This is a genomic window from Pseudomonas sp. LSJ-87 (assembly GCF_032971465.1).
GTDB lineage: Bacteria > Pseudomonadota > Gammaproteobacteria > Pseudomonadales > Pseudomonadaceae > Aquipseudomonas > Aquipseudomonas putida_Z.
In genome coordinates this window covers 65,785-89,287 of the sequence record NZ_JAWJYQ010000024.1, presented here as the reverse complement: position 1 = coordinate 89,287, position 23,503 = coordinate 65,785, and the positions used below count along the sequence as shown (strand labels likewise).

Annotated in this window: 22 protein-coding genes; 11 read left to right on the top strand and 11 right to left on the bottom strand. The window is 64.8% G+C overall.

Annotated elements, in window-relative coordinates; genetic code table 11:
* The 3 genes from RYH74_RS16290 to RYH74_RS16280 form a co-directional block, all read right to left on the bottom strand.
* Complete coding sequence (locus RYH74_RS16290) at positions 1–753, bottom strand: SDR family NAD(P)-dependent oxidoreductase (RefSeq protein WP_317409751.1); 753 nt, start codon at positions 751–753, stop codon at positions 1–3.
* Positions 750–1,172 carry a nuclear transport factor 2 family protein gene (locus RYH74_RS16285; protein WP_075045538.1) on the bottom strand — a complete coding sequence of 141 codons (423 nt, stop codon included), beginning with the start codon at positions 1,170–1,172 and terminating at the stop codon, positions 750–752. Before RYH74_RS16285 ends, RYH74_RS16290 begins: the two co-directional genes overlap by 4 nt.
* 102 nt (positions 1,173–1,274) lie before the next feature.
* Positions 1,275–1,721, bottom strand: a complete 447-nt coding sequence (locus tag RYH74_RS16280) for a PAS domain S-box protein (protein ID WP_046613898.1) — start codon at positions 1,719–1,721, stop codon at positions 1,275–1,277.
* A gap of 153 nt (positions 1,722–1,874) precedes the next feature.
* On the opposite strand from RYH74_RS16280, the gene RYH74_RS16275 reads away from it, so the two are divergent.
* The 4 genes from RYH74_RS16275 (at position 1,875) to RYH74_RS16260 (ending at position 7,443) form a co-directional block, all read left to right on the top strand.
* The gene (locus tag RYH74_RS16275; protein ID WP_075045537.1) at positions 1,875–2,762 is read left to right on the top strand and encodes a MerR family transcriptional regulator; all 888 of its coding nucleotides are present in this window, start codon (positions 1,875–1,877) and stop codon (positions 2,760–2,762) included.
* A 217-nt stretch (positions 2,763–2,979) separates the two neighbouring features.
* On the top strand, positions 2,980–4,164 hold the full coding sequence (locus RYH74_RS16270) for a porin (protein WP_317409750.1): 1,185 nt from the start codon (positions 2,980–2,982) through the stop codon (positions 4,162–4,164).
* A gap of 251 nt (positions 4,165–4,415) precedes the next feature.
* The gene (gene nosP, locus RYH74_RS16265; protein ID WP_317409749.1) at positions 4,416–5,579 is read left to right on the top strand and encodes a nitric oxide-sensing protein NosP; all 1,164 of its coding nucleotides are present in this window, start codon (positions 4,416–4,418) and stop codon (positions 5,577–5,579) included.
* Positions 5,548–7,443 carry a NahK/ErcS family hybrid sensor histidine kinase/response regulator gene (locus RYH74_RS16260; RefSeq protein WP_317409748.1) on the top strand — a complete coding sequence of 632 codons (1,896 nt, stop codon included), beginning with the start codon at positions 5,548–5,550 and terminating at the stop codon, positions 7,441–7,443. The genes nosP and RYH74_RS16260 overlap by 32 nt, the downstream gene beginning before the upstream one ends.
* Before the next feature lie 157 nt (positions 7,444–7,600).
* On the opposite strand, the gene RYH74_RS16255 is transcribed toward RYH74_RS16260, so the two are convergent.
* The 6 genes from RYH74_RS16255 to RYH74_RS16230 all read right to left on the bottom strand — a co-directional run bounded on the left by RYH74_RS16255 (position 7,601) and on the right by RYH74_RS16230 (position 12,915).
* Positions 7,601–8,266 carry a response regulator transcription factor gene (locus RYH74_RS16255; protein ID WP_013972165.1) on the bottom strand — a complete coding sequence of 222 codons (666 nt, stop codon included), beginning with the start codon at positions 8,264–8,266 and terminating at the stop codon, positions 7,601–7,603.
* Positions 8,267–8,323: 57 nt separating this feature from the next.
* A complete protein-coding gene (locus RYH74_RS16250; protein ID WP_286100075.1) occupies positions 8,324–8,884 on the bottom strand; it encodes a PQQ-dependent catabolism-associated CXXCW motif protein in 561 nt (186 codons plus the stop codon).
* Between the two features lie 292 nt (positions 8,885–9,176).
* Positions 9,177–9,968, bottom strand: coding sequence for an ABC transporter permease (locus tag RYH74_RS16245; RefSeq protein ID WP_013972167.1), 792 nt, complete (start codon positions 9,966–9,968; stop codon positions 9,177–9,179).
* Positions 9,965–10,705: an ABC transporter ATP-binding protein gene (locus RYH74_RS16240; RefSeq protein ID WP_085706128.1), complete on the bottom strand. Its 741-nt coding sequence runs from the start codon at positions 10,703–10,705 to the stop codon at positions 9,965–9,967. Before RYH74_RS16240 ends, RYH74_RS16245 begins: the two co-directional genes overlap by 4 nt.
* Positions 10,702–11,691 carry a YVTN family beta-propeller repeat protein gene (locus RYH74_RS16235; RefSeq protein ID WP_085588077.1) on the bottom strand — a complete coding sequence of 330 codons (990 nt, stop codon included), beginning with the start codon at positions 11,689–11,691 and terminating at the stop codon, positions 10,702–10,704. Before RYH74_RS16235 ends, RYH74_RS16240 begins: the two co-directional genes overlap by 4 nt.
* Positions 11,692–11,721: 30 nt before the next feature.
* Positions 11,722–12,915 carry an ABC transporter substrate-binding protein gene (locus tag RYH74_RS16230; RefSeq protein WP_075045531.1) on the bottom strand — a complete coding sequence of 398 codons (1,194 nt, stop codon included), beginning with the start codon at positions 12,913–12,915 and terminating at the stop codon, positions 11,722–11,724.
* Between the two features lie 152 nt (positions 12,916–13,067).
* On the opposite strand from RYH74_RS16230, the gene RYH74_RS16225 reads away from it, so the two are divergent.
* Positions 13,068–14,342, top strand: coding sequence for a histidine kinase (locus RYH74_RS16225; protein WP_025339561.1), 1,275 nt, complete (start codon positions 13,068–13,070; stop codon positions 14,340–14,342).
* Positions 14,342–14,980, top strand: a complete 639-nt coding sequence (locus RYH74_RS16220; protein ID WP_085663371.1) for a response regulator transcription factor — start codon at positions 14,342–14,344, stop codon at positions 14,978–14,980. The genes RYH74_RS16225 and RYH74_RS16220 overlap by 1 nt, the downstream gene beginning before the upstream one ends.
* Positions 14,981–15,141: 161 nt before the next feature.
* On the opposite strand, the gene RYH74_RS16215 is transcribed toward RYH74_RS16220, so the two are convergent.
* Together RYH74_RS16215 and exaA are read right to left on the bottom strand one after the other, a co-directional pair.
* On the bottom strand, positions 15,142–15,801 hold the full coding sequence (locus RYH74_RS16215; protein ID WP_317409747.1) for a pentapeptide repeat-containing protein: 660 nt from the start codon (positions 15,799–15,801) through the stop codon (positions 15,142–15,144).
* Positions 15,802–15,880: 79 nt separating this feature from the next.
* Complete coding sequence (gene exaA, locus RYH74_RS16210) at positions 15,881–17,776, bottom strand: quinoprotein ethanol dehydrogenase (RefSeq protein ID WP_317409746.1); 1,896 nt, start codon at positions 17,774–17,776, stop codon at positions 15,881–15,883.
* 253 nt (positions 17,777–18,029) lie between these two features.
* Between exaA and pedF the strand changes: the two genes are divergently transcribed.
* The 5 genes from pedF (at position 18,030) to pedH (ending at position 23,361) form a co-directional block, all read left to right on the top strand.
* Positions 18,030–18,491: a cytochrome c-550 PedF gene (gene pedF, locus RYH74_RS16205; protein WP_286100073.1), complete on the top strand. Its 462-nt coding sequence runs from the start codon at positions 18,030–18,032 to the stop codon at positions 18,489–18,491.
* 5 nt (positions 18,492–18,496) lie between these two features.
* On the top strand, positions 18,497–19,372 hold the full coding sequence (locus RYH74_RS16200; protein WP_084785210.1) for a substrate-binding periplasmic protein: 876 nt from the start codon (positions 18,497–18,499) through the stop codon (positions 19,370–19,372).
* A gap of 178 nt (positions 19,373–19,550) precedes the next feature.
* Positions 19,551–20,318, top strand: a complete 768-nt coding sequence (locus RYH74_RS16195; RefSeq protein WP_075045525.1) for a quinoprotein dehydrogenase-associated SoxYZ-like carrier — start codon at positions 19,551–19,553, stop codon at positions 20,316–20,318.
* 40 nt (positions 20,319–20,358) lie between these two features.
* On the top strand, positions 20,359–21,297 hold the full coding sequence (locus tag RYH74_RS16190; protein WP_286100071.1) for a quinoprotein relay system zinc metallohydrolase 1: 939 nt from the start codon (positions 20,359–20,361) through the stop codon (positions 21,295–21,297).
* A 279-nt stretch (positions 21,298–21,576) separates the two neighbouring features.
* Positions 21,577–23,361 carry a PQQ-dependent alcohol dehydrogenase PedH gene (pedH, locus tag RYH74_RS16185; protein ID WP_317409745.1) on the top strand — a complete coding sequence of 595 codons (1,785 nt, stop codon included), beginning with the start codon at positions 21,577–21,579 and terminating at the stop codon, positions 23,359–23,361.
* Positions 23,362–23,503 lie beyond the last annotated feature (142 nt).

Sequence of the window (23,503 nt, the reverse complement as noted above, 5' to 3'; positions counted from 1 at the left end):
TCATTCCTGTTCATGACGGGCAAGGTGTTGCCCTAGCGCCAGGCGCAGGCGTGCGGGCAGTGCGCCGAGCAGTCGCAATACCAGGGTGAAAAGCAGGGGGAAGTTGATTTCCAGCGGGCGCTCGGGGAGGCGTCTGGCGATATGGCTGGCTGCACGCTGTGCCGACCATAGCTGGGGCATGGGGAAATCGTTGCGACGGGTCAATGGCGTATCTACAAAGCCAGGGCTGACGAGGGTGACGGCGATGCCCTCGCGGGCCAGGTCGATGCGCTGCGATTCCACCAGGTAGCGCACGGCTGCCTTGGACGCGCCATAGGCACCGGCGCGGGGCAGGGCCAGCCAGGTCACCGAACTGCCCATAACTACCAGGTGAGGGTGCTGACCGGCGCGAAGCAAGGGCAGGGCCGCTGCCAGGCAGTAGCTGACGGCAAGGAAATTGGTACGGACCACGCGCTCGACAAGGGCTGGGTCGAAATGGCCCGGTTCCAGGTACTCGCAGGTGCCTGCATTGAGGATCGCCTGGTCCAGCGCTCCCCAGGCCTGCTCGATACGGGTTGCGATCCCGGATACCTGTACAGGGTCGTCGAGGTCGCCGATGGCCAGCAGCACCTGCCCGGGAAAGTGTTCAGCCAACGGCGCGAGACGATCCGCATTGCGTCCGCCCAAGGCAACCTGGTGGCCTTGCTCCAGCAGGCATTGTGCAAGTGCGGCACCGATACCGCTGCTTGCGCCTGTCAGCCAGCAGCGGCTCATGCGACCCTGCCTTTGAGCCATCGAATCGCACGGCCCATTACCGGAACGTGTTCGTAGAGCAGTGCTGCTGCGTCGAAATAATCCTGGTGAAAATGGACCCGTTCATGCCATTGCAGGTAACTGCATCCCTGCAAGGTGATCTGCTCACCAGCGGCCAGGCGTGGATGGCGGAACTGCAGGGTCCAGCGCAGGTAACCTTGCCCGGGCGTCACTTCGTCGACGCTGGAAAAGGCATAGCGGATATCGTGAGCGTTGGCGTACAACTGCGCGAAATAGGCCCGCAGAGCCCGCAGCCCCTGAATCTGATGCAACGGATCGCGAAAGGTGACATCGTCGCTGTACAGCTTTTCAAGGGTGCCGAGGTTGCCCCCGTCGAGGCGGGTGAAATGCTCGGCGAATTGCTGCAGATACGCTGACATGCTGGGCTCCAGGAAATCCTGTACAGAAATGGCTTGCTGTACAGGTATAGCTGAAGTCTAAGCGTAAATCTATACAAGTCAACGGCCTTGTATAGGTTTTGGTCAGCGCTCCGCCTGGCCCAGTTGCCGGCGCAATTCAGCTACCTCGGCCTCCAGCTCGCGTAGCTTTTCCTCGGCGAAAACCTGCGCTGTAACGTCGCGCTGGATGCCGATGTAGTACGTCAACTGGTCCGCTTCGTTGTGCACGGGCGTGATGGACAACTCGTTCCAGAACAGGCTCCCGTCCTTGCGGTAATTGCGCAGCACCTGGCAGCATGGGAGGCCTCCACGGATTGCCTCGCGGATGCTGTCGAGGCCCGCCTGGTCATGATCTTCGCCCTGCAGAAAACGGCAGTCCTGATACAGGATTTCCTCGGCGCGATAACCGGTCAGGCGCTCGAAGGCGGGGTTGACGTAGATGAGGATGCTGTCGTCGCCTTCTTGCTCTGCGACGACGATGCCATCGTTGGAATGCTCGACCATCAGTTGCAGGAGTTTCGCGTTGATCATGGGGCCCACCTACAGGCATTTGTATGCGAAGTGCGCAGCCTGGCCTGCGTGCAGAAGGCCTCGGCGCCGTTTGTTGCATGATGAACCAACGAGGCTCGCCGCAGAAGGTGCATATGGGTTTAGAATGTGCCACCCCCCAGATAAACCCTCATCATGACTGACGCCACCCCAGCCGATTTGTTACCCATGCGCGATGTGGTCAGCCTGACCGGCATCAATCCGGTGACCTTGCGGGCCTGGGAGCGGCGCCATGGGTTGATAAGCCCGCAGCGCACCGAGGGCGGCCATCGGCTGTACACGGCCCGGGATGTCCAGCGCATACGCGACATCTTGCACTGGACCGGCAATGGCGTGCCCATCAGCAAGGTAGGCGACATCCTCGCAGGTCAGCCAGATGCGCCGGTGCAGCAGCACTCGGGCTTCGACGACTGGCGCGTCGCCGTGGAGCGCGCCACCCAGGCATTCGATACACAAGCGTTGGAAGCCATCCACGGGCAGTTGTTCACCATCCTGCCCAAGGCCAGCGTGCTGCGCCAGGTGCTGATGCCGGTCTGGCATGGCCTGGCTTCAGGCATTGCGCCGGGCCAGCGTAGCCAATGGCTGTTTCTGGACATGTTCCTGCGCGCCCGCCTGCTGCTGCGTCTGCAGATGAACCAGGCCGATGCGCCGCGCGTGCTGCTGGCAGGCACCGAGGGGCAAGCCGAACTGCAGGTATTGTGTACCGGGCTGTTGTTGAGCGGCGAACAGCAACGCATCGAAGTTCTCGGGTGCGGGCAGCCGCTGGAAGAAATCCCCATGCTATGTGCGGCGATGCAGCCTGCGGCACTGGTGATCAAGGTTCAGGTGCCGGTGGACCCTGCCTTGGCCAGGCGCCTGCGTTCGCTGCAAATGCAGATCGCTTGTCCGCTGGCCTTGATTGGCGAGGGGCTGGCCGATTCGCCACCCGCCTGGCAAGGCCTGCCGTTGTGTCTGCTGGACGAGCAACGGGCTGATGCCTCAAGCACGCTAGGCGCGTTGCTCAGTGGTGCCCTGGACCTTTGACCGGGGCTCGCTCCAGTCTGCCGTATTGATCCTCGCCTGCTCCTGTGGGTTACGCCAGAAGTCTTGCCTCTGGGCGTAACCCGGTCCTGGGCCGGAATCATCACGCCCCGCGCGCGGGCCCAAAGCACCTGGCAGCCCCCTCCAAGGCAGCGTTTCTGGCTGTTTGCCAGCTTCTGATAATCGCCTCCGACATCCCGTCCCCGTTTCGGAGCGCGCCATGTACAACAATAAGAATCTGTCCCCACGCTTGCTGGCGGCTGTTACCGTCAGCCTGTCGACCCTTTGCCTGAGCAGCCTCGCCCAGGCCGAGATCATGCTGTACGACAAGGACCAGACGACGTTTTCCACCGACGGCTATATCAACGCCTTCTACGTCAACAGCGATGTCGACCGGCAGGGCGAGCAGTTCGATCGCCGCCAGTCACGGGTGAAGATGGGCTTTCTGCCCAACTACCTGGGCTTCAACATGGGCAAGCAGGTGGATGACCTGAAGCTCGGCGCGCGTGCCTCGTTCTGGGTGACCATCAACGACAGCGAAACCAACGGCACCGACACCGCCATCGACGTGCGCCAGTTCTACGGCACCGTGGCCAACCCCGAGTGGGGCGAGGTGCTGATCGGCAAGGACTTCGGGCTGTTCGCCCGTTCCAATATCCTGCTCGACGAACTGCTGGCCGGTTATGGCCAGGTCAGTGACACCCTGGGGCTGGTGGACGGCGGCGGGGTATCGTTCGGCAACATCGGTAGCGGCTACCCGTACCCGTTCCCCACCTCGCAGATCACCTACCGCACGCCAGTGATGGACGGCCTGCGGGTGGCGGTGGGCATCATGGACCCGGTGGACACCAACGACAGCAGCCCGACCGGCAAGGCCTACCAGGAAAACCCGCGTACCGAAAGCGAGATCACCTACCAGTTCGACCTGGGTGGGGCGCAGATCTACAGCTGGGTCAACGGCAGCTACCAGACCTCCGACAACACCGACCCGGCGGTGCAGTCGGTCACCTCCAAAGGTGTCGGCTACGGTGTGCAGGCGAAGATGGGGGGGCTGTCGCTGACCGGCTCGGGGTTCCAGGCCAAGGGCATCAACCCGTTCTTCACCAACAACGCTGGCGAGCCGACCTTGCGCAATGTCGACAGCGATGGCTACCTGCTGCAGGGCTCCTACAAGGTCGGCAAGAACCGGGTGGCGCTGTCCTATGGCAAGACCAAGGACGATGGCAACGGCGCGGTGGGCAGTGGTGCGGATTACGAGACCCGTGGCGTGGCGCTGTTCCATGACGTCAACGACAACCTCAAGCTGGTTGCCGAGTACAACCAGTTTTCCATCGACGGCCATGAAACCAGTGGCCAGAACGAAGACACCGATACCTTTGCGGTGGGGGCGGTGCTCACCTGGTAGCCCTCGGCCTCGGCTCAAGATTGCTGGGGCTGCTGCGCAGCCCTTTCGCGACGCAAGGCCGCTCCCACATGGGCTTGCGCGGTCGATGTGGGAGCGGCCTTGCGTCGCGAAAGGGCCGCGCAGCGGCCCCGGCAATCTTCAGGAAAAGCTATTACAACCATGGAACCGCCCACCCGCTACCCAAGTAGCATTCGTCCTCGATGATCGCCTTCGTACACTCATCACTCAGCCACCCCGCGCCGGAGACCACGATGCAGCAGGCTCACAACGACGGTGTGGTCAGCGCCATGTCCCAGGCAACCGACGCCCGGCAGGCAGCCCAGGAGCTGGCGGCGCAGTTGCTGCACCCGCACCTGGGCTTCGTGCTGTTCTTCTGCTCCGCCGAATACGACCTGCAAGCCTTGGGCGAAGCCTTGGAGCAGGGTTTTGGCGGCATCCGCCTGGTCGGTTGCACCAGCGCCGGCGAAATCACCCCGCTGGGCTACGGCCGCAATTGCATAACGGCAGTCGGGTTCGATCATCGGCACTTTTCCATCGCCACCGAACTGATCGATGAAATGGAGCGCTTCAGCCTGATCGACGCCCAGCAGATGGTCGAGCGCCTGGTCGGCACCTGCCGCAGCAACACCCTGGCGCCGATCAAGGGCCACAGCTTTGCCCTGACCCTGCTCGACGGCCTGTCCAGCCGCGAGGAAATGGTGCTCGCCGCCCTCAGTGCGGCCCTCGGCGATATCCCGCATTTCGGCGGTTCGGCCGGCGACGACAACTACCTGACCCGCACCCACGTGTATTTCGGCGGCGCGTTCCACCACGGCGCCGCGGTGGTGGTGCTGGTCAATACCTGGCTCGACTTCGAAGTGTTCACCACCCACCACATCCTGCCGCGCCAGGAAAAGCTGGTGGTCACCGGTGCCGACAGTGCACAGCGCCGGGTCTTCGAACTGAATGCCGAGCCTGCTGCCGAGGAATACGCCCGGCACATCGGCGTGCCGGTGGCCGAGCTCGATCATCAAGTGTTCGCCGCCCATCCGCTGGGCGTGCGCATCCATGACCAGTATTACGTGCGGGCGATCCAGCAAGTGCACCCGGACCTGAGTCTGAGTTTCTACTGCGCGGTGGAGAACGGCATCGTGCTCACCGCCATGACCCCGGGCCCGCTGTTGCCGAACCTGCACCAGCTGTTCGACGGCTTGCAGCAGCGCCTCGGCCCGCTGCTGCTGACCATCGGTTGCGATTGCTTCCTGCGGCGGCTGGAGCTCGAAGCCCGGCACGGCCTGGAGCCGATCGGCGCGTTCCTGCGCGAGCAGCGGGTGATCGGCTTCAACACCTACGGAGAACAGTTCAATGGCATGCACATCAACCAGACCTTCACCGGGGTCGCCATTGCCCGCAACCGGCCTCCTGTCGGTCGCTGAACTGCAGGCCGAGGTTGCCCGGCTGCAGCACCAGAACCACAAGCTGCAGCGTATCAACGGCGCACTGATCGAGCGTATCGAGTCTGGCGTCACGCGTGGCAACGACCCTTATGCCGCGTTCCAGCATTCGGTGGTGCTGGCCGAGCAGGTGCGCGAACGCACCGAAGCGCTGAACCAGGCCATGGCCGAGCTCAAGGCCGTCAACCACCTGCTCAGCGAGGCCCGGCAGCGGGCCGAGACGGCACACCAGCACCAGATTCGCCTGATCACCGACCATGTGCCGGCGCTGATCGCCTACCTGAATGCCGACCTGGTCTACGAATTCACCAACAAGGTCTATGAAGAATGGTACTGCTGGCCTCGCGGCGTGATGCTGGGTCAGAGCCTGCGCGAGGCCCACAGCGAGCAGCATTACCAGCGCCTGGAGGCCTACGTGGCGCGGGCGCTGGCGGGGGAGAGCGTAACCTTCGAGTTTGCCGAAACCAACATCAACGGCCAGGAACGCTACATGCTGCGCTCCTACGTGCCGAACCGCCTGGCCAATGGCGAAGTGGTGGGCATCTTCGTGTTGATCCGCGACATCACCGAGCGGCGCAATACCGCACAGGCGCTGCACCAGGCGTATCAGCACCTGGAGCAACGGGTACGCGAGCGCACTGCCGAACTGACCAGCCTGAACGAACAGCTGCTGCGCGAAATCGAGGAGCGCAGCCGGGTGGAATCGCGCCTGCGCGAGGCCAAGCGCGAGGCCGAGCAGGCCAACCTGTCGAAAACCAAGTTCCTTGCCGCCGTCAGCCATGACCTGCTGCAGCCACTGAACGCGGCGCGGCTGTTCACCAGTGCCTTGCTCGAACACCGCGAGCCGCACAACAGTGCTCACCTGGTGCGTAATGTCAGCAACTCGCTGGAGGATGTGGAGAACCTGCTAGGTACACTGGTGGATATTTCCAAGCTCGATGCCGGCGTGATCAAGGCCGATGTCGCCCCGTTCGCCCTGCGCGAACTGATGGACAACCTCGCTGCCGAATACGCCCAGGTGGCGCGCAGCGAAGGGCTTGAGCTGCATTTCGTGGGCTGTTCCGCCGTGGTGCGCAGTGACATCCAGCTGCTGGCGCGGATCCTGCGCAACCTGCTCAGCAATGCCATTCGCTATACCCGCAGTGGGCGCGTGGTGCTGGGCTGCCGGCGCCAGCGTGGCGGCTTGCGGATCGAGGTATGGGACAGCGGGATCGGTATCGCCGAAGAGCACCTGGAAGAAATGTTCCAGGAGTTCAGGCGCGGCGATGTGCAGCGCCCGGACCAGGACCGTGGCTTGGGCCTGGGCCTGGCGATCGTGGAAAAGATCGCCGGCATCCTCGGCCACCGGATTCGGGTGCGGTCATGGCTTGGCAAAGGCTCGGTATTCGCGGTCGAAGTGCCGCTGAGCGCCACCGCGCCCAAGGCCCAGCCGAGCCAGGCAATCAGCGAGCCGATGCTCGAACGCCTGCGCGGGGCGCGGGTGTGGGTGCTGGATAACGATGCGGCGATTTGCGCCGGCATGCGTACCCTGCTGGAGGGGTGGGGCTGCCGGGTGGTCACCGCGCTGTCGGAGGAAGACCTGGCGCGCCAGGTGGACAACTACCATGCCGAGGCCGACCTGCTGATCGCCGACTACCACCTGGACAACGACTGCAATGGCGTCGACGCCGTGGCGCGGATCAATGCCCGCCGCGCCCAGCCCTTGCCGGCGATGATGATCACCGCCAACTACAGCAACGAGCTAAAGCAACAGATCCGCGAGCTGGGCCACACCCTGATGCACAAGCCGGTGCGGCCGATGAAGCTGAAGGCGGCGATGAGCCATTTGCTGGGCAGCCAGGGCTAGCCGCGATGCCAGACAGTCAGCGGTATTGGGGCTGCTGCGCAGCCCATCGCCGGCAAGCCGGCTCCCACAGGTACTGCGCAGGACTCGAGAGTTGCGCAGTACCTGTGGGAGCTGGCTTGCCGGCGATGGGCCGCAAGGCGGCCCCCAGATAGCGGTATCAACGCCGCAGGTAATCACCAAAATCGATATCACCGGCACTGAGGATGGCCTGCACCCGGTTGTGCACGTTGAGTTTGCGCAGGATCGCCGAAACATGGGCCTTGACCGTGGTCTCGGCGATATCCAGGGTGTAGGCGATCTGCTTGTTCGACTCGCCCTTGGTCATGCGCTCGAGCACCAGCAGCTGCTTGCGGGTCAGGGCCTGGAGCATCTCCGGCGGGAAGCTCGGGGCATCGTTAAGGCGCCGGCTGGTGCTGCTTTTCTGGGCACGGATGATGTCGGGCGGCAGGTAGACGTTGCCATTGAGGATCTGCTCGATCGCTTCGATCATCTGTGAGCGGGGCGAGGACTTGGTGATGAAACCCACCGCACCATAAGTGATGGCCTGCAGCACGATCTGCTTTTCCTGCTCGGCCGAGACGATCACCACCGGCGTGGTCGGTGCCTCGTTGCGCAGGGTGATCAGGCCATTGAGGCCATGCATGCCGGGCATGTTCAGGTCGAGCAGGATCAGGTCGAGGTCGTCGTGCTCGTGGGTCAGCGCCAGGGCGCTGTCCAGGTCGGCAGTTTCCATGACTTCGCTGCCCTGGAAGCCATCGCTGATAACGTTGTGGATGGCTTCGCGAAACAGGGGGTGATCGTCGGCAATCAGAATTTTGTACATGGCCTTTTCACCTCGTTTTTATTGGATGGAGCGGGCACGCGTTCGCAGGCGATGAATTCAGGGGAAGGGTTCTGGCTGCGCCGGCTGCAGCGGCAGGTTGGCCTGCTGCCAGGCGTCCAGGCCGTCGCGGTACCAATACAGATTCTTATAGCCCAGGGCTTTCGCGCGTTTTACCGCGTTCCAGCTTAACCAGCAATCGGAGCGGCAGTAAAAGACCAGCGGTTGCTCCGTGCGCCCGGCGGTGGCTTGTTGCAGGTTGCGCACGAAGTAATCGTGCCACGCCGGGCTCAGCTCGCCGTCGCCGGTGTTGGCCAGCCAGCGGCTGCCGGGGATGTTGGCGTGGGGTTCATCTTCGATGAAGCGGCCTTGTAGCCATTGGCGGCGGTAGACGTCGATCAGCACCGGCCTTGGTGTGTGCCCCAGCAGGCCTTGCAGGGTGGCGGTGTCGATGACCTGGCCGCCCTCGACCTGTTGTGGGGTCGGGCTGCGGTAGAGGGTGGTGCGATAGCCGTCGGTGGAGAATAGCGGCGTGGTGTCGGCCTGGGCGATGCCCAGCGTCAGGCTCAGGGAAAGCGCCGCCAGCAATGGGCGTGGCAGCCGGGGCAGGGCACGTGGCATGGGGTTTGTCCTTTTTGTTATAGGCCCATTACATGCCAGTGGCGGTGCATTGTGAATGCGACGATCAGACAGCAAAGGCAGTACCAAAGTAGTAGAAAGCCGGGCGCCTCTGGCCTGATCCTGCCCAATATCTGAATGCATGCGCGATCCCTGTGGGAGCGGGTTTACCCGCGAACACCGGCGAAGCCGGTGCCATGCACCGCGTTGTCTTCTTCGCGGGTAAACCCGCTCCCACACGGACCGTGTTCCTTCAGCGGGTTCGGCGAAGGGGCCGGAGGGAGACAGCTGCCAATCAGCGCGGCTTGCGCAGCGCCGCATGCTGGGGGTTGAAGGTAAGGATCGCCAGCAGGGTGAACAGCACGGTCAGCCCCAGGCATACCGCCAGCGCCAGCGGGTTGAAGCGCTCATACAAGGCAAAGCGCACCAGCTCCACGGCATGGGTGAACGGGTTCACTGCACACAGCCAGTACAGCCACTGGCTGGCCTCGCGCATCTTCCACAACGGGTACAGCGCCGAGGACAGGAAGAACAGCGGGAATATCACGAAGTTCATCACCCCGGCAAAGTTCTCCAGCTGGCGAATCGCATTCGACAGCAACAGCCCAAGAGCGCTGAGCATCAGCGCCACCAGCAACAGCGCCGGCAGCGCCAGCAACAGGCCTGCAGCCGGTGGCTGCACGCCATACAACCAGGCGATGGCAAGGAAGGCGTACACCTGCAGCAGGGAGATCAACGAGGTTGCCAGCAGCTTGCTGCCGAGCAGGAAGGGCCGCGGCAATGGGCTGGTCAGCAACACGCGCATGCTGCCCATCTCCCGGTCATAGACCATCGACAGCGAGCCCTGCATGCCGTTGAACAGCAGGATCATGCAGGCAAGGCCCGGGATGATGTACACCTCGTAGGGGATGTAGGTGTCGTAGGGCTCGATGATCGCAATGCCCAGGGCCGCGCGAAAGCCGGCGGCGAACACCAGCAGCCACAGCAGCGGGCGCACCAGGGCGCTGAGAAAACGGGTGCGCTGCAGGACGAAACGCAGGCATTCGCGCAGGAGAATGCCGTTGAAGCACTGCCAGTAAGCGTTCATCGGGCATTGGCTCCTGTGGGGGTGCTGGTCAGGCGGGCAAAGGCATGGTCGAGGTCACCGCCGTGCTCCAGGCTCAGGGCGTCGGCCGTGCCGCTGGCCACCAGGCGCCCTTGATGCAGGATCAGCAGGTCATCGCTGGGCTGCACTTCGTCCAGCAGATGGGTGGTCCACAGCACACTGAGGCGCTGCTCGCGGCACAGCAGCCGCAGGTGCTGGTTGAGCGCCAGGCGGCTGGCCGGGTCAAGGCCGACGCTGGCCTCGTCGAGCAACAGCAAACGCGGTTCATGCAGCAGCGCGCGGGCAATCTCCACCCGGCGTCGATGGCCGATGTTCAGCGCCCGGACCGGCTCACGCCGCCGTTCATCGAGGCCCTGGCGGGCCAGTTCGGCATCGACCCGAATATTGCCCTGGCGCCGCGACAGGCCATGCAGCGAGGCGTGGTAGCGCAGGTTCTGCTCCACGCTCAGGTCAAGGTCCAGGGTGCTTTGCTGGAACACCACGCCCAGCTGGCGCAAGGCCGGGCGTGTGGCGTTGCGCAGCGAGCAGCCGCACACGCGGATGTCGCCATGCTGCAGGTCGTACAACCGGGTGAGCAGGGCGATCAGGGTCGACTTGCCGGCGCCGTTGGGGCCCAGCAAGGCGGCGAAACGCCCGGGCGCCAGGCTGAAGCCGACCTGCCTGAGCGCCTCGCGCTGGCCGTAGGCAAAGCTCACGTCACTGACTTCGAGGGTATTCATGGCGTCACCACCACGCCCCAGGGGTAGCGGCCGACCTTCACCGACTTGAGCACCTTGAGGTTTTTTGCATCGATCACCGAAACGTCGCCACTGACCCCGTTGGTAGCCAGCAACTGGCTCTGGTCCGGGGTGAATGCCAGTTGCCAGACCCGCCGGCCCACCAGCAGGTAGTCGAGTACTTCGTAGGTCTTGGCATCGACCACCGCCACATGGTTGGCCGGGCCCAGGGCGACGAACGCGTACTTGCCATCGGCGCTGAGCTTGATGCCTACCGGCTGGACCTTGTCCGGGTGCACGCCCTTGATCTGGAAGTTGAGGGTTTTCAGCACCTGGCGGCTGGCCACGTCGAGGATGGTCACCGTGCCGCCGATTTCTGCCGAGGCCCACAGCCGCGAGCCGTCCTGGCTGAACTCGACGAAGCGCGGCCGCTGGTCCACCGGGGTGCTGTCCGCCAGGGTCTGGGTGCTGGTGTCGATCCAGTGCAGCATGTTGGTGGTTTCGCTGGTGTTGACCGCCCACTTGCCATCCGGGCTCACCGCCATGCCTTCGGGCTCGATGCCGACGTCGATCTGCCCGAGTACCTTGTCGGTCTGGGTGTCGATCACTGTCACCAGCGCGTCGTCCTCGTTGGACACGTACAACCAGCGGTCGTTGGGGTGCAGGGCGAACTGCTCGGGGTCCTTGCCGGAGGGCAGCTCCTTGATGATCTTGCGGGTGGCCACGTCCATCACCTGCACCCGGTCCGAATCGCTGGCGCAGATGTACAGCAGCGTGTTGTCGTGGGACAGCAGCAGGCCGCGCGGGCGCTGGCCCACCGGCAGGGTCTCGGTGACTTGCAGGGTCTGCATGTCGATCAGGCTGAGGCTGTTGTCCTTCTCGTTCGACACCCAGGCGGTGGCGGCCACGGCGTGCCCGCCGGCAAGCGCCAGGGCGCCCGACAGCAGGCTGGGGTAAAGCAGTGCCCGGTGAAACGGGGAGCGACGCATGGCGAAATCCTTTTTGTTGTGGTTATCGGGTCAGGGGTAGCCGCAGGTCACTTCGGGCTTGTCGTAGCCCAGGCTGTCCATTTCGTTGAACGGGTGCAGGAAGCCCTCCTGCGGCGAGGTGCTGACCAGGGCCCGCGGCTGCACCAGCGGGATTGGCTGGCGCAGCTCGCCGTTCCACGGGCGGTAGCTGAGCTTGCGGCCCTTGAAACCGTCCAGCGGCAACTGCTCGCTGAGCAGCAGTTGCTGCAGGGCGCGGGGGTCGGCCTGGCGCAGTTTGCTCACTGCGCTGGCGATGCTGCGCACGGCCATCCAGGCGGCGAAGTCGCGGTCGTTCATCCAGCGCCCGGCCTGGGCTTCGAAGCGCTTTTGCAACTGCGCCGCGCCGAAGGTTTCCACGGTCTTGTGCCAGCCGGTGGGGGTCAGGCCCTGGGTGCCGGCCACCGGGCGCGGGTACCAGGTCTGGTAGGGCAGGTACTCGCCGAAGTCGCCGTGCTCGTCGGCCACCAGCACCACGTCGTACTCGGCGGTTTGGGTGAACAGCGGCATGTCGGCCTGGGCGCTGCGGCGCTGGTCGTTGTCGAATGTCCAGGCTTTCTCCGCGACCAGCTGCATGCCAAAGCGCTTCATGGACCGGCGCAGGGCCGCCGCGTAGGCGCGGTCGTCGTCGGTCTGGCCGACGATCAACAGCGCTCGCTGCCATTTGCGCAGCACCAGGAACTGCGCCAGGGCATCGGCCAGCATGGCGCGGCTGGGCAGGCTGTGCAGCACATTGCCCAGGCACTGGCTGCTGCGCAGGCTGTCGTCCGGGCTGCCGGCGTTGAACAGCAGGCTGTCGGGCAGGGCGGCAGACAGCGCGCGCAGGCTGGCGGCGGGGGCATTCACCACGAACAGCCGCAGGCCCTGGTTGTGCTGGGCCTTGGCGGCTTGCAGCAGGGCTTCGGGGCTGTCGACGCTGGCATTGGCCAGGTGGAATTCCTGCTTGAGAAAACGCCCGCTGCTGTTGCTGTCGACAATCGCCAGTTCGGCGCCCTGCAGCCCGGCATCGGTGGGCTCGGGAAGGATGTTGGACAGCAGCGGGCCGGGATCGGGGCGATAGCCGAGGTAGCCGATGCGCACCTGCAACGGTTCTGCGGCCTGGGCCTGCGCAGCGGGCGCCGGGCTCGCAGAAAGCGTCGCGGCCAGGGCCAGCAGGCAGGTCAGGGCAAGGTGGGCAGGCTGGCGCATAAGGCAACTCCACGGCAGATGGCGCCAGCATAGGAAGCCCGCCGGGAGGGGGAAATATGCAGAAAGTAGCGCTCGGCCGGTACCAAGGTAGTAATTCACCACACGGGCCCGGGTTTTACGATGAGCCGCAGCCCCCTGCAGGAGAATTGCCCATGCGCCTTGTCAACCTGTCGGCCCTGTGGCGAATCAACCTCTGGGTCACCTGTTGCTTCGCGCTGGTGACGCTGGCCTGTGCCGGGGTGCTGTTGCGCCAGGCGGTGGCTGATGTGGAGCGGGAGTTGCAATCGGCGCAAGCCGTGGTGGCGTACCTCGGGGACACCGCCGAACGCGCCCCGCAGAGCCTGCAACCACGGCTGACGCAAAGCCTGCGCCATGTGCGGGTGCACTGGCTGGCGGCGGATGAACCTGCGCAGCTGCCACAGGAGGCCGGCCTGGATGGCTGGCTGGGCCGCCAGCTGCTTGGCCAGCGCCATGACAGCAGCCGGCTGCTGGAGCTGGGTGACGGCCGCCGGGTAATGATCGCCGTGGATGCGCGGGATGAAATCGACGAAGTCCGCGACTCGCTGCAGCAGTTGTTGGTCCTGTGCGGCCTGGCGTTGTTGCTGAGCTTGTTGACCATCCGCTGGGCGGTGCGGCGGGGCATGGGCCTGCTGGACGAGCTGCTGCAGGCCTTGCGCCAGGTCTCGGGTGGGCAATTGACCGCACGCCTGCGCGAGGCCGGCCTGCCGGAGGCGCGCCAGCTGGCCGAGCATTTCAACCGCATGACCGCGTCTCTGCAGCAGGCCCGGGCCGACAATACCCAACTCACCCAGGCCCTGCTGGCGGTGCAGGAGCAGGAGCGCACCCAGCTGGCGCAGACGCTGCACGACGACCTCGGGCAATACCTGGCGGGTATTCGGGCCCAGCTCTGCCTGCTGCGCATGGTTGCCGACCAGCCGGCCGTGGTGGCGCAGACGACACGTACCCTGGAGCTCGATTGCGAACGCCTGCAGCAAGGTTTCCGCGCCCTGGTACACGACCTGTACCCGCTGGCGCTGCAGCACATGCCGCTGGCCGAAGCCTTTGGCCTGCTGGTGAGCCAATGGCAGGCCAGCCAGGGTATCGATTGCCGCCTGCGGGTCGGCGAGCAGCTGCCGGCGCTGCCCGGGCCGAGCAGGACGCATCTGTATCGCTTGCTGCAGGAGGCATTGACCAACGTCGCCCGGCACGCCGGCGCCAGCCAGGTGCGGGTGCGCCTGCAACGCAGCGCCAAGGGCTTGCGCCTGCTGGTTCGCGACAACGGTTGCGGTGCCAGCCAGCCCCAGCGCCCCGGGGTAGGCCTGCACTCGATGGCCGAGCGCGCCCGCAGCCTGGGCGGTGAACTGCGCATCCTCAGCCGCCCGGGGGCCGGCTGGGCGCTGGACCTGAACATTCCCATGGAGGTGTGATGAATATCGTGTTGGTCGATGACCACGCCGTGGTCCGCCAGGGCTATGCCAGCCTGTTGCGGGCAGTGCTGCCGACAGTACAGGTGCGTGAGGCTGCCAGTGGCGAAGAGGCGCTGGCCCGGGTTCAGGAGCAGGTGCCCAACCTGGTGATCATGGACTTCGGCCTGCCTGGCATCAGCGGCCTGGAAACCACCCGGCGTCTGCGCCAGCGCCTGCCGCAATTGCGGGTGCTGTTCTTCAGCATGCATGACGAACTGCCGCTGGTGCGCCAGGCGCTGGATGCCGGTGCCTCGGGCTACCTGACCAAGAACTCGGCGCCCGAAGTGCTGATCGAGGCGGTGCAGCGGGTGTTGGCCGGGCATGCCTATATCGAACAGCCCCTGGCCACCCAGCTGGCCTGCACCTCACAGCAGAATGCCAGCGACCCGCGCTTGCAGCGCATGACCCAGCGTGAGCTGGAGATTTTCATGATGCTGGCCAAGGGCACACCGGTGCGGGGGATTGCCGAGCAGCTGTGCATCAGCGCCAAGACCGTGTCCAACCACCTGACCTTGCTCAAGAGCAAGTTGCAGGTCAGTTCCCATGCCGAGCTGGTGCATCTGGGGATTGATCTGGGGGTGGTGCGGGTGGCGGGGTGAGGTTTCTTTGAAGGCCAACATATGACTAATGGATTTAGCAGTGACTCTGTGGGAGCGGGTTCACCCGCGAATGAGGCGACTCGGTATATGGCACCGGCTTCGCCGGTGTTCGCGGGTGAACCCGCTCCCACAGGGGAACAATGTGCCCAAGCACGCTTTGCTCAATTGTCCCAGGTGTCGGGGCACCCCTCGCACCCCTCCATGTTGGCCTCCTGAAAATTCCCGTAATGCTGCCGCGCCCCGCGCAAGTCGGCGCGGGCCAGGTTGCTCTGGCCAAACTTGGCCTCCTGCAGGTTGGCATCGCCGAGGTCGGCCTCTTGCAGGTCAGCCTTGCTCAGCCAGGCCATTTCCAGGTCCGCCGCGCGCAGGTTGGCCTGCTGCATCTTCGCCCCTGACAACCTTGCGAACTGCAGGTAGGCCGCGCTGAGGTCGGCCTTGGCAAATTGCGCACCCTGGGCAAACAGGCCCCAGCCCTGAATGGCCACGAGCCGGCCATGGCTCAGGTCGGCCAGGCGCAGGTTGCTCTGCTGCAGGCTGGCGCGCGTCAGGTTGGCGCCTTGCAGTCTGGCCTTTTCTAGGTTGGCCAGGTCCAGCCGGGCATGGCGCAGGTCGGCATCGCGCAGGTCGGCGCCGGCCAGGTTCATCTTGCGCAGGTCCTGGTTGGCCAGGTTGGCTCCCCGCAGGTCGGCCCCCGGGCACTGGCTGGCTTCGGCAATCACGCAGCCGTTGATGATCAGGGGGGTATCGTTGCCAGCGTCGTCGGCATTCTCGGCCATGGCAGGGGCCAGCACGATCAGCAAGGCAAGTGGCAGGTAGTTCATGGCGAAAGGCTCTCAATGTGAAGTCGGGTATGCACCCTGGGGCCGCAGAGCGGCCCCAGTGATGCGTCAACTCAGGCAGTCAACGCTGTGCAGTCTTGTTGTCCCAGTTGGGGATCTTGAACACCCAGAACGAACCGCCCTGGGCCACCGGCTTGGTCAGTTCGGCCATGTCACCGCCCCATAGCGGCACCGCGCCGCCGTAGCCCACGGTCACGCCGATGTACTGCTCGCCGTCCTGTTCCCAGGTGATCGGCGGCGAGACGATGCCGCTGCCGGTCTGGAACTTCCACAGCTCCTTGCCCGTCTTGGCGTCGAAGGCCTTGAAGAAGCCGTCGCCGGTGCCGGTGAACACCAGGTTGCCCTTGGTCGCCAGCACGCCGGCCCACAGCGGCAACTGCTCCTTGTGCTCCCACACCAGCTTGCCGGTGCTCGGGTCCATGGCGCGCAGGGTGCCGACGTGGTCGTCATACATGCGCTTGATGCGGAAGCCCATGCCCAGGTAGGCCGAGCCCTTCTTGTAGTTCACTTCTTCGGTCCAGTACTCCTCCTTCCACTGGTTGCCAGGGATGTAGAACAGGCCGGTGTCCTGGCTGTAGGCCATGGGGTTCCAGTTCTTGCCGCCAAGGAAGGGTGGCGAGACCTCCACCGGCTTGCCCTTGGTTTCTCCCGGCAGCGGCTTGGCCGGGCGCTGCCCGGGGTTTTCCACCGGGCGCCCGGTCTTGAGGTCGATGTGGCTGGCCCAGGTGATGTTGTCGACGAAGGGGAAGGCGTTCTGCAGTTTGCCGTTGCTGCGGTCCACCACATAGAAGAAGCCGTTGCGGTCGGCGTGGCCGGTGGCCTTGACCAGCTTGCCGTCCTTGCCCTTGTAGTCGAACAGCACCAGTTCGTTGTTGCCGGAGAAATCCCAGGCATCGTTGGGCGTGTGCTGGTAGAACCACTTCACCTCACCGGTGCTCGGGTCGACGCCGACCTGCCCTGAGGTATACAGGCTGTCGAAGTCATGCGGGTTGCCGTCCTTCGAGGTGCGCGCCCAGGTGTTCCAGGGGCCAGGGTTGCCGGCGCCGACAATGATGGTGTTGGTCTCGGGGTCGAAGCTGGCGCTTTGCCAAGGCGCGCCGCCGCCGTGGCTCCAGGCTTCGACCTTGCCGGTTTCGGTGGTGGGGTCGTCCGGCCAGGACGGCGCCTTGACGTCACCGGTCGGCGTGCTGTCCTTGCCGTTCAGGCGGCCCATGTGGCCCTCGACGAAGGGCCGCATCCACACCTCTTCGCCGGTGTCCGGGTCGCGGGCGAACAGTTGGCCGACCACGCCGAATTCATCGCCGGAGCTGCCGTGGATCAGCAGTACCTTGCCGCTGGTCTTGTCCTTGATCAGCACCGGGGCGCCGGTCATGGTGTAGCCGGCGGCGTGGTCGCCGAACTTCTTGTTCCACACCACTTTGCCGGTGCGCTTGTCGAGGGCGATGACCCGCGCGTCGAGGGTGCCGAAGTAGATCTTGTCGCCGTAGATCGCTGCGCCGCGGTTGACCACATCGCAGCAGGGGCGAATGTTGTCCGGCAGGCGGTGGTTGTAGGTCCACAGGCGCTTGCCGGTTTTCGCATCGAGGGCGAACACCCGCGAATAGGAGCCGGTGACGTAGACCACGCCGTCGCTGACGATGGCCTGGGATTCCTGGCCGCGTTGTTTCTCGTCGCCGAAGGAATAGGACCACGCCGGGGTCAACTTGAACACGTTCTTGTCATTGACCTGGGCCAATGGGCTCCAGCGCTGGGCGTTGGTACCCATGCCGTACTGCAGCACATCCTGGGTCGTCAGGTGGTCGTTGGCGATGTCTTCCCACGTCACGTTCTTGCTGGCAGGTGCCGCAGGGGTGGTGGCTGCCGTGGCCACGCTGCCCAGGGCCAGGCTACCGGCCAGCAGCAAGGCCCGCACGCTCAGGGCCAGAGGGGAAAGGGCGGGTAGCGTTCTTGTTGTCATGGTTGCAGTTCCCAGTGGAGGTTTTGGCCTGCACAGGGTGGACGGGGCGGGCGTCGCCGGATACGGAAAATGTCCCGCCCTTGCCGGGAATAGTTCCCGCAGGGCACCTCATTTGGCCCTTCGCCACAAGCCCTACTACCAAGGGAGTAAGGCGCGGCCACCAAAGCAGCATTCGGCCGCCTGCGGGCTGTTTCTAAGATGGCGACACGGCCTCTGTGGTTGAGGCCTTGCGTGCATTCGTGAGGGCATAAAAATGACAACAAAACGCAACGTCTTGCTGGCTGCCGGGCTGCTTGCCAGTACAGTGCTGACCGGCACTGCCTGGGCACATGGCAATGTGGTGCCCCAGGCCGTGGAAACCAAGGGCCTGACCCCGATCAAGGACGCTGGCGTAACCCTGGACGGCGATGGCTGGGCGGCGGTCAACCCGTACCGCAGCTCTCCCGAGCACGACAAGGCCGTGGAAATCGGTGCCTCGGCCTACAACCAGAACTGCGCCGCCTGCCATGGCCTGGAGGCCAAGTCGGGGGGCATCGCTCCGGATTTGCGCATGCTCGATGCCGGCGAGGCCGGGGATGAATGGTTCGTCGAGCGTGTACGCCATGGTGCGGTCCGCGACGGCCGGGTGTACATGCCGAAAATGGCCGACTACCTGAGCCAGGAGGCCCTGTGGGCGGTGCGCACCTACCTGGACAGCGTGCACGTCGAGGAGTGACGGCCATGCGTCTGTTGGCGGTGCTGTTGAGCGGCCTGCTGCTGTGTTGCGCAGCGGCGCAGGCGCAGGTGCGCAGCTACGACGCGATCATCGCCGCTGGCGAACTGAAGGTGGCGGTGTACAAGGACTTTGCGCCCTACAGCTTCGAGGACCACGGCCAGCCGCGCGGTGTCGACGTGGAACTGGCGCAGGCCCTGGCCACGGCGTTGGGGGTGCGCTTGCAGCTGATCTGGGCGCCACCTGGGGAGAAGCTCGACGACGATCTGCGCGACTATATCTGGCGTGGCAGCCCGCTGCGCCACCAGCAACTGGCCGACCTGATGATGCGGGTGCCGTACGACCATGCCTACGCGCAGCGGCGCAATGAGGTGGGCGAGCTGGAAAACGCCCAGGTGGTGATGTTCGGCCCCTATCAGGAGGAGCGCTGGCAGGTCGCCTATGATCGCCGCCGCCTGGCCTCGGTGGCCAGTGTCGCGGTGTTCCAGCAACACCCGATCGGGGTCGAGGTGGACAGCGTGCCGTCGTTCTACCTGACTTCCGTGTTCAACGGCATGCTCAGCGCCAGGACCCATCATTACCCCAATGTGCAGCAAGCCTTCGGTGCCATGCAGGCCGGCCAGGTGGACGCGGTGATGGCGATGCGCGGCGAGGTTGACTGGCAACTGCACCAGGCCGCCGACCCGCAACTGGCCCTGGCGGAAAACGCCTACCCGAACCTTGGCAAGCAGGCCTGGGAGATCGGCATGGCGGTGCATGAAAGCAACCGGCAGCTGGCCTATGCGGTGGAGGAGGCGCTTGAGGCGTTGATTCGCGATGGGCGGATGAAGGCGATTTATGCCAGTTATGGCCTGCGTTACCAGGTGCCGGAAATGTATCAGTAACAAGCTTCGCAGGCTTGTGAGTTTGTAAAAGCAACACATCCCCCTGTGGGAGCGGGTTCACCCGCGAAGAATGCGACGCGGTATATGGCACCGGCTTCGCCGGTGTTCGCGGGTGAACCCGCTCCCACAAGGACCGTGCACTGTCAGCCAGGTTTGCGTTGATCAAAAGGAGTGGGCGATGAACTGGCGAGCGACTTTCCTGCTGGCCTGCTGGGTGCCCTGGGCCGCACAAGCCCAGGCCAGCGAGCCGAGTAACCACAAGGACCCGGTGCCGTCGGTGATGTGGGACTTCTACCACAAGCAGCTGCTGGGCCAGGCCGCATTCGTGTTCGATGACCGGGTCAAGCTGCTGGCGCCGCCGTTTGCCGAGGACGCCCGCCAGGTGCCGCTGGAGATCGACGCTCGGGCGTTCAGCGGCGAAGTGGTGCGGATCATCGCCTGGGCCGAACTCAACCCGCTGCCGCGCATTGTCGACTTCCAGCCCGGCGAGCGCGTGCTGCCCTGGTTGTCGATCCGCATCCGCGTCGAACAGGCCACACCGCTGCGTGCCGCGGTGCTGACCCGCGACGGCCTGTGGCATGTCGGCTCGACCCTGATCGATGCTGCCGGCGGCGGTTGTACCGCGCCCAGCGTGGTACGCACTCAGCCCGGCTGGGAGGAACACCTCGGTGAAGTCCTGGGCGGGCGCTACCCGCGCGGCGACAGCAGCCGCTTGCGCCTGCAGGTGGCCCACCCGATGGACAACGGCCTGGTCAGCGGCATTCCCGAATTCTTCCTCAACCATGCCGAGCTGCAAGGCGCGGACGGCCAGCGCCTGGCCAGCCTGGAACTGTACCCGGCGGTCAGCGAAAACCCCAACCTGGGCTTCGACATCCAGGGCCCCGGGCCGACCCGGTTGGTGTTGCAGGACAACAGCGGCAACCAGTTCGAGGCGGCAGTGCCCTGAACGCGTTGCCCGACTCCATCCCTGACCAGAGGCGCCCGTCATGCGTTGCATTCTGCTGTTGCTGCTGTGCCTGGGCCTGCCGGCCTGGGCAGACCTGGACTATCGGCTCAAGCCCCGGCAGATCGCCGAGGGCACCTGGCTGCTGGAGGGCAGCACCGACAATTTCGCCAAGGACAACGGCGGCAATATCGTCAACACCGCGTTCATCGTCACCGACAGCGGGGTGGTGGTGATCGACAGCGGGCCGTCGAAACGCTACGGCGAAGCCTTGCGCCAGGCCATTGCCGCCACCACCGACAAGCCGGTGGTCGAAGTGCTGCTGACCCATCATCACCCCGACCATGTGCTGGGCAACCAGGCCTTTGCCGATGTGCCCATCGGCGCCCTGGCCGATACCGGCGAGCTGTTGCGCCAGCAGGGCGAGGCCATGGCCGAAAACATGTACCGCCTGGTCGGCGACTGGATGCGCGGTACCGAGGTGGTGCTGCCGACCCGGGTGCTGGAGCCGGGTATTCACGAGGTGGGTGGCCACCGCCTGCGGCTGCTGGCGCTGGGCGGGCATACCGGTGCCGACCTGGCGATTCTGGATGAAAACACTGGCGTGCTGTTCGCCGGCGACCTGGTGTTCCACGAGCGCGCGCTGACCACGCCCAACAGCCCGGGGCTGGAGGTGTGGCTGAAGGACCTGGACACCTTGCAAGCGCTGCCCTGGAAGCAGCTGGTACCCGGTCACGGACCGCTGGCCAGCGATGCCCGGCCGTTTGCGCAGATGCGTGATTACCTGGGCTGGCTGGATGGGTTGATGCGTGACGGCGCGGCGCGTGGCGATGACATGGCCGAGATGATCCGCAGCCCGATACCCGAGCGGTTTGCCGGTATCAGCCTGACCCGATACGAGCTGATTCGCAGTGTCAGCCACTTGTACCCCCGCTACGAGCGCCAACAGCTGCGGCGCGTCGACGCCAAACCCCCAATCTGAGGGTGTAACGCGGCCCCCTGTGGGAGCGGCCTTGTGTCGCGAAAGGGGCGCGAAGCGGCCCCAGAATTTGTGCCGATGGCTGAAATCGCCGGGGCTGCCTTGCAGCCCTTTCGCGACACAAGGCCGCTCCCACAGGGGGGAACCGCGTAGGTTCACTGCTACCAAGGAACTAGAAAACTCAGCACTGCGGGCAATTGTTGGCAAGCAGGTCGGGACCAAGAATTCCCGACACACCGGGAAGTTTTCCCGGATACAACAAAAAAACCAAAGGTAGCCGTCATGACCCGATCCACATGTCGTCCCGTGTTCGCCTTGAGCCTGGTGCTCAGCGCCATGCTGCTTGCCGGTGCAGCCCACGCCGCTGTCAGCAATGAAGAAATTCTCCAGGACCCGAAGAACCCGCAGCAGATCGTGACCAATGGCCTGGGCGTGCAGGGCCAGCGCTACAGCCCGCTGAACCTGCTCAATACCGACAACGTCAAGGACCTGCGGCCGGTCTGGGCGTTTTCCTTCGGTGGTGAGAAGCAGCGCGGCCAGCAGGCCCAGCCGCTGGTCAAGGACGGGGTGATGTACCTGACCGGCTCCTACTCGCGGGTGTTCGCCGTGGACGCCCGTACCGGCAAGAAGCTGTGGCAATACGATGCGCGCCTGCCCGATGACATCCGCCCGTGCTGCGACGTGATCAACCGCGGCGTGGCGCTGTACGGCAACCTGGTGTTCTTCGGCACCCTCGATGCCAAGCTGGTGGCGCTGAACAAGGACACTGGCAAGGTGGTATGGAGCAAGAAGGTGGCCGACCACAAGGAAGGCTACTCCATCAGCGCCGCGCCAATGATCGTCAACGGCAAGCTGATCACCGGCGTTGCCGGCGGCGAGTTTGGCGTGGTGGGCAAGATCCAGGCCTACAACCCGGAAAACGGCGAGCTGCTGTGGATGCGCCCGACCGTGGAAGGGCACATGGGCTACGTGTACAAGGACGGCAAGGCGATCGAAAACGGCATTTCCGGCGGCGAGGCAGGCAAGACCTGGCCCGGCGACCTGTGGAAGACCGGTGGTGCGGCGCCTTGGCTGGGCGGTTACTACGACCCGGAAACCAACCTGATCCTGTTCGGCACCGGCAACCCGGCACCGTGGAACTCGCACCTGCGCCCGGGCGACAACCTGTATTCCTCGTCGCGCCTGGCCCTGAACCCCGACGATGGCACCATCAAGTGGCACTTCCAGAGCACGCCGCATGACGGCTGGGACTTCGACGGCGTCAACGAGCTGATCTCGTTCAACTACAAGGACGGCGGCAAGGAGGTCAAGGCCGCCGCCACCGCTGACCGCAACGGCTTCTTCTACGTGCTGGACCGCACCAATGGCAAGTTCATCCGCGGCTTCCCCTTCGTCGACAAGATCACCTGGGCCACCGGCCTGGACAAGGACGGCCGGCCGATCTACAACGAGGCCAGCCGGCCGGGGGCGCCGGGTAGCGAGGCCAAGGGCAGCTCGGTGTTCGTGGCGCCGGCGTTCCTCGGTGCCAAGAACTGGATGCCGATGGCCTACAACAAGGACACCGGGCTGTTCTACGTGCCGTCCAACGAGTGGGGCATGGACATCTGGAACGAAGGCATCGCCTACAAGAAGGGCGCGGCGTTCCTTGGCGCCGGCTTCACCATCAAGCCGCTCAACGAAGACTACATCGGCGTGCTGCGCGCCATCGACCCGGTCAGCGGCAAGGAAGTATGGCGCCACAAGAACTTCGCGCCGCTGTGGGGCGGGGTGCTGACCACAAAGGGCAACCTGGTGTTCACCGGCACGCCGGAAGGCTTCCTGCAGGCGTTCAACGCCAAGACCGGCGACAAGGTCTGGGAGTTCCAGACCGGCTCCGGCGTGCTCGGCTCGCCAGTGACCTGGGAAATGGACGGCGAACAGTACGTTTCGGTGGTTTCCGGCTGGGGCGGCGCGGTGCCGCTGTGGGGCGGCGAAGTGGCCAAGCGGGTCAAGGACTTCAACCAGGGCGGCATGCTCTGGACCTTCAAGCTGCCCAAGCAGCTGCAAACGGCAAGCGCCAGTCGCTAAGCCGATAACCCGCCGCTTGCTGCAGCAGACCCTGCGGCAAGCGGCCCTACTACCAAATGACGAGAGCCCCGCTGCCAACGATGCATTCGCCCGGCAGGCGGGGCTTTTTACCATCGGCCCATCGCCTGTCGCCGGACAGGCA

Coding starts and splice junctions, on each gene's coding strand:
- RYH74_RS16290 (WP_317409751.1), bottom strand. CDS start 753: ATGAGCCGCTGCTGGCTGACAGGCGCAAGCAGCGGTATCGGTGCCGCA.
- RYH74_RS16285 (WP_075045538.1), bottom strand. CDS start 1,172: ATGTCAGCGTATCTGCAGCAATTCGCCGAGCATTTCACCCGCCTCGAC.
- RYH74_RS16280 (WP_046613898.1), bottom strand. CDS start 1,721: ATGATCAACGCGAAACTCCTGCAACTGATGGTCGAGCATTCCAACGAT.
- RYH74_RS16275 (WP_075045537.1), top strand. CDS start 1,875: ATGACTGACGCCACCCCAGCCGATTTGTTACCCATGCGCGATGTGGTC.
- RYH74_RS16270 (WP_317409750.1), top strand. CDS start 2,980: ATGTACAACAATAAGAATCTGTCCCCACGCTTGCTGGCGGCTGTTACC.
- nosP (WP_317409749.1), top strand. CDS start 4,416: ATGCAGCAGGCTCACAACGACGGTGTGGTCAGCGCCATGTCCCAGGCA.
- RYH74_RS16255 (WP_013972165.1), bottom strand. CDS start 8,266: ATGTACAAAATTCTGATTGCCGACGATCACCCCCTGTTTCGCGAAGCC.
- RYH74_RS16250 (WP_286100075.1), bottom strand. CDS start 8,884: ATGCCACGTGCCCTGCCCCGGCTGCCACGCCCATTGCTGGCGGCGCTT.
- RYH74_RS16245 (WP_013972167.1), bottom strand. CDS start 9,968: ATGAACGCTTACTGGCAGTGCTTCAACGGCATTCTCCTGCGCGAATGC.
- RYH74_RS16240 (WP_085706128.1), bottom strand. CDS start 10,705: ATGAATACCCTCGAAGTCAGTGACGTGAGCTTTGCCTACGGCCAGCGC.
- RYH74_RS16235 (WP_085588077.1), bottom strand. CDS start 11,691: ATGCGTCGCTCCCCGTTTCACCGGGCACTGCTTTACCCCAGCCTGCTG.
- RYH74_RS16230 (WP_075045531.1), bottom strand. CDS start 12,915: ATGCGCCAGCCTGCCCACCTTGCCCTGACCTGCCTGCTGGCCCTGGCC.
- RYH74_RS16225 (WP_025339561.1), top strand. CDS start 13,068: ATGCGCCTTGTCAACCTGTCGGCCCTGTGGCGAATCAACCTCTGGGTC.
- RYH74_RS16220 (WP_085663371.1), top strand. CDS start 14,342: ATGAATATCGTGTTGGTCGATGACCACGCCGTGGTCCGCCAGGGCTAT.
- RYH74_RS16215 (WP_317409747.1), bottom strand. CDS start 15,801: ATGAACTACCTGCCACTTGCCTTGCTGATCGTGCTGGCCCCTGCCATG.
- exaA (WP_317409746.1), bottom strand. CDS start 17,776: ATGACAACAAGAACGCTACCCGCCCTTTCCCCTCTGGCCCTGAGCGTG.
- pedF (WP_286100073.1), top strand. CDS start 18,030: ATGACAACAAAACGCAACGTCTTGCTGGCTGCCGGGCTGCTTGCCAGT.
- RYH74_RS16200 (WP_084785210.1), top strand. CDS start 18,497: ATGCGTCTGTTGGCGGTGCTGTTGAGCGGCCTGCTGCTGTGTTGCGCA.
- RYH74_RS16195 (WP_075045525.1), top strand. CDS start 19,551: ATGAACTGGCGAGCGACTTTCCTGCTGGCCTGCTGGGTGCCCTGGGCC.
- RYH74_RS16190 (WP_286100071.1), top strand. CDS start 20,359: ATGCGTTGCATTCTGCTGTTGCTGCTGTGCCTGGGCCTGCCGGCCTGG.
- pedH (WP_317409745.1), top strand. CDS start 21,577: ATGACCCGATCCACATGTCGTCCCGTGTTCGCCTTGAGCCTGGTGCTC.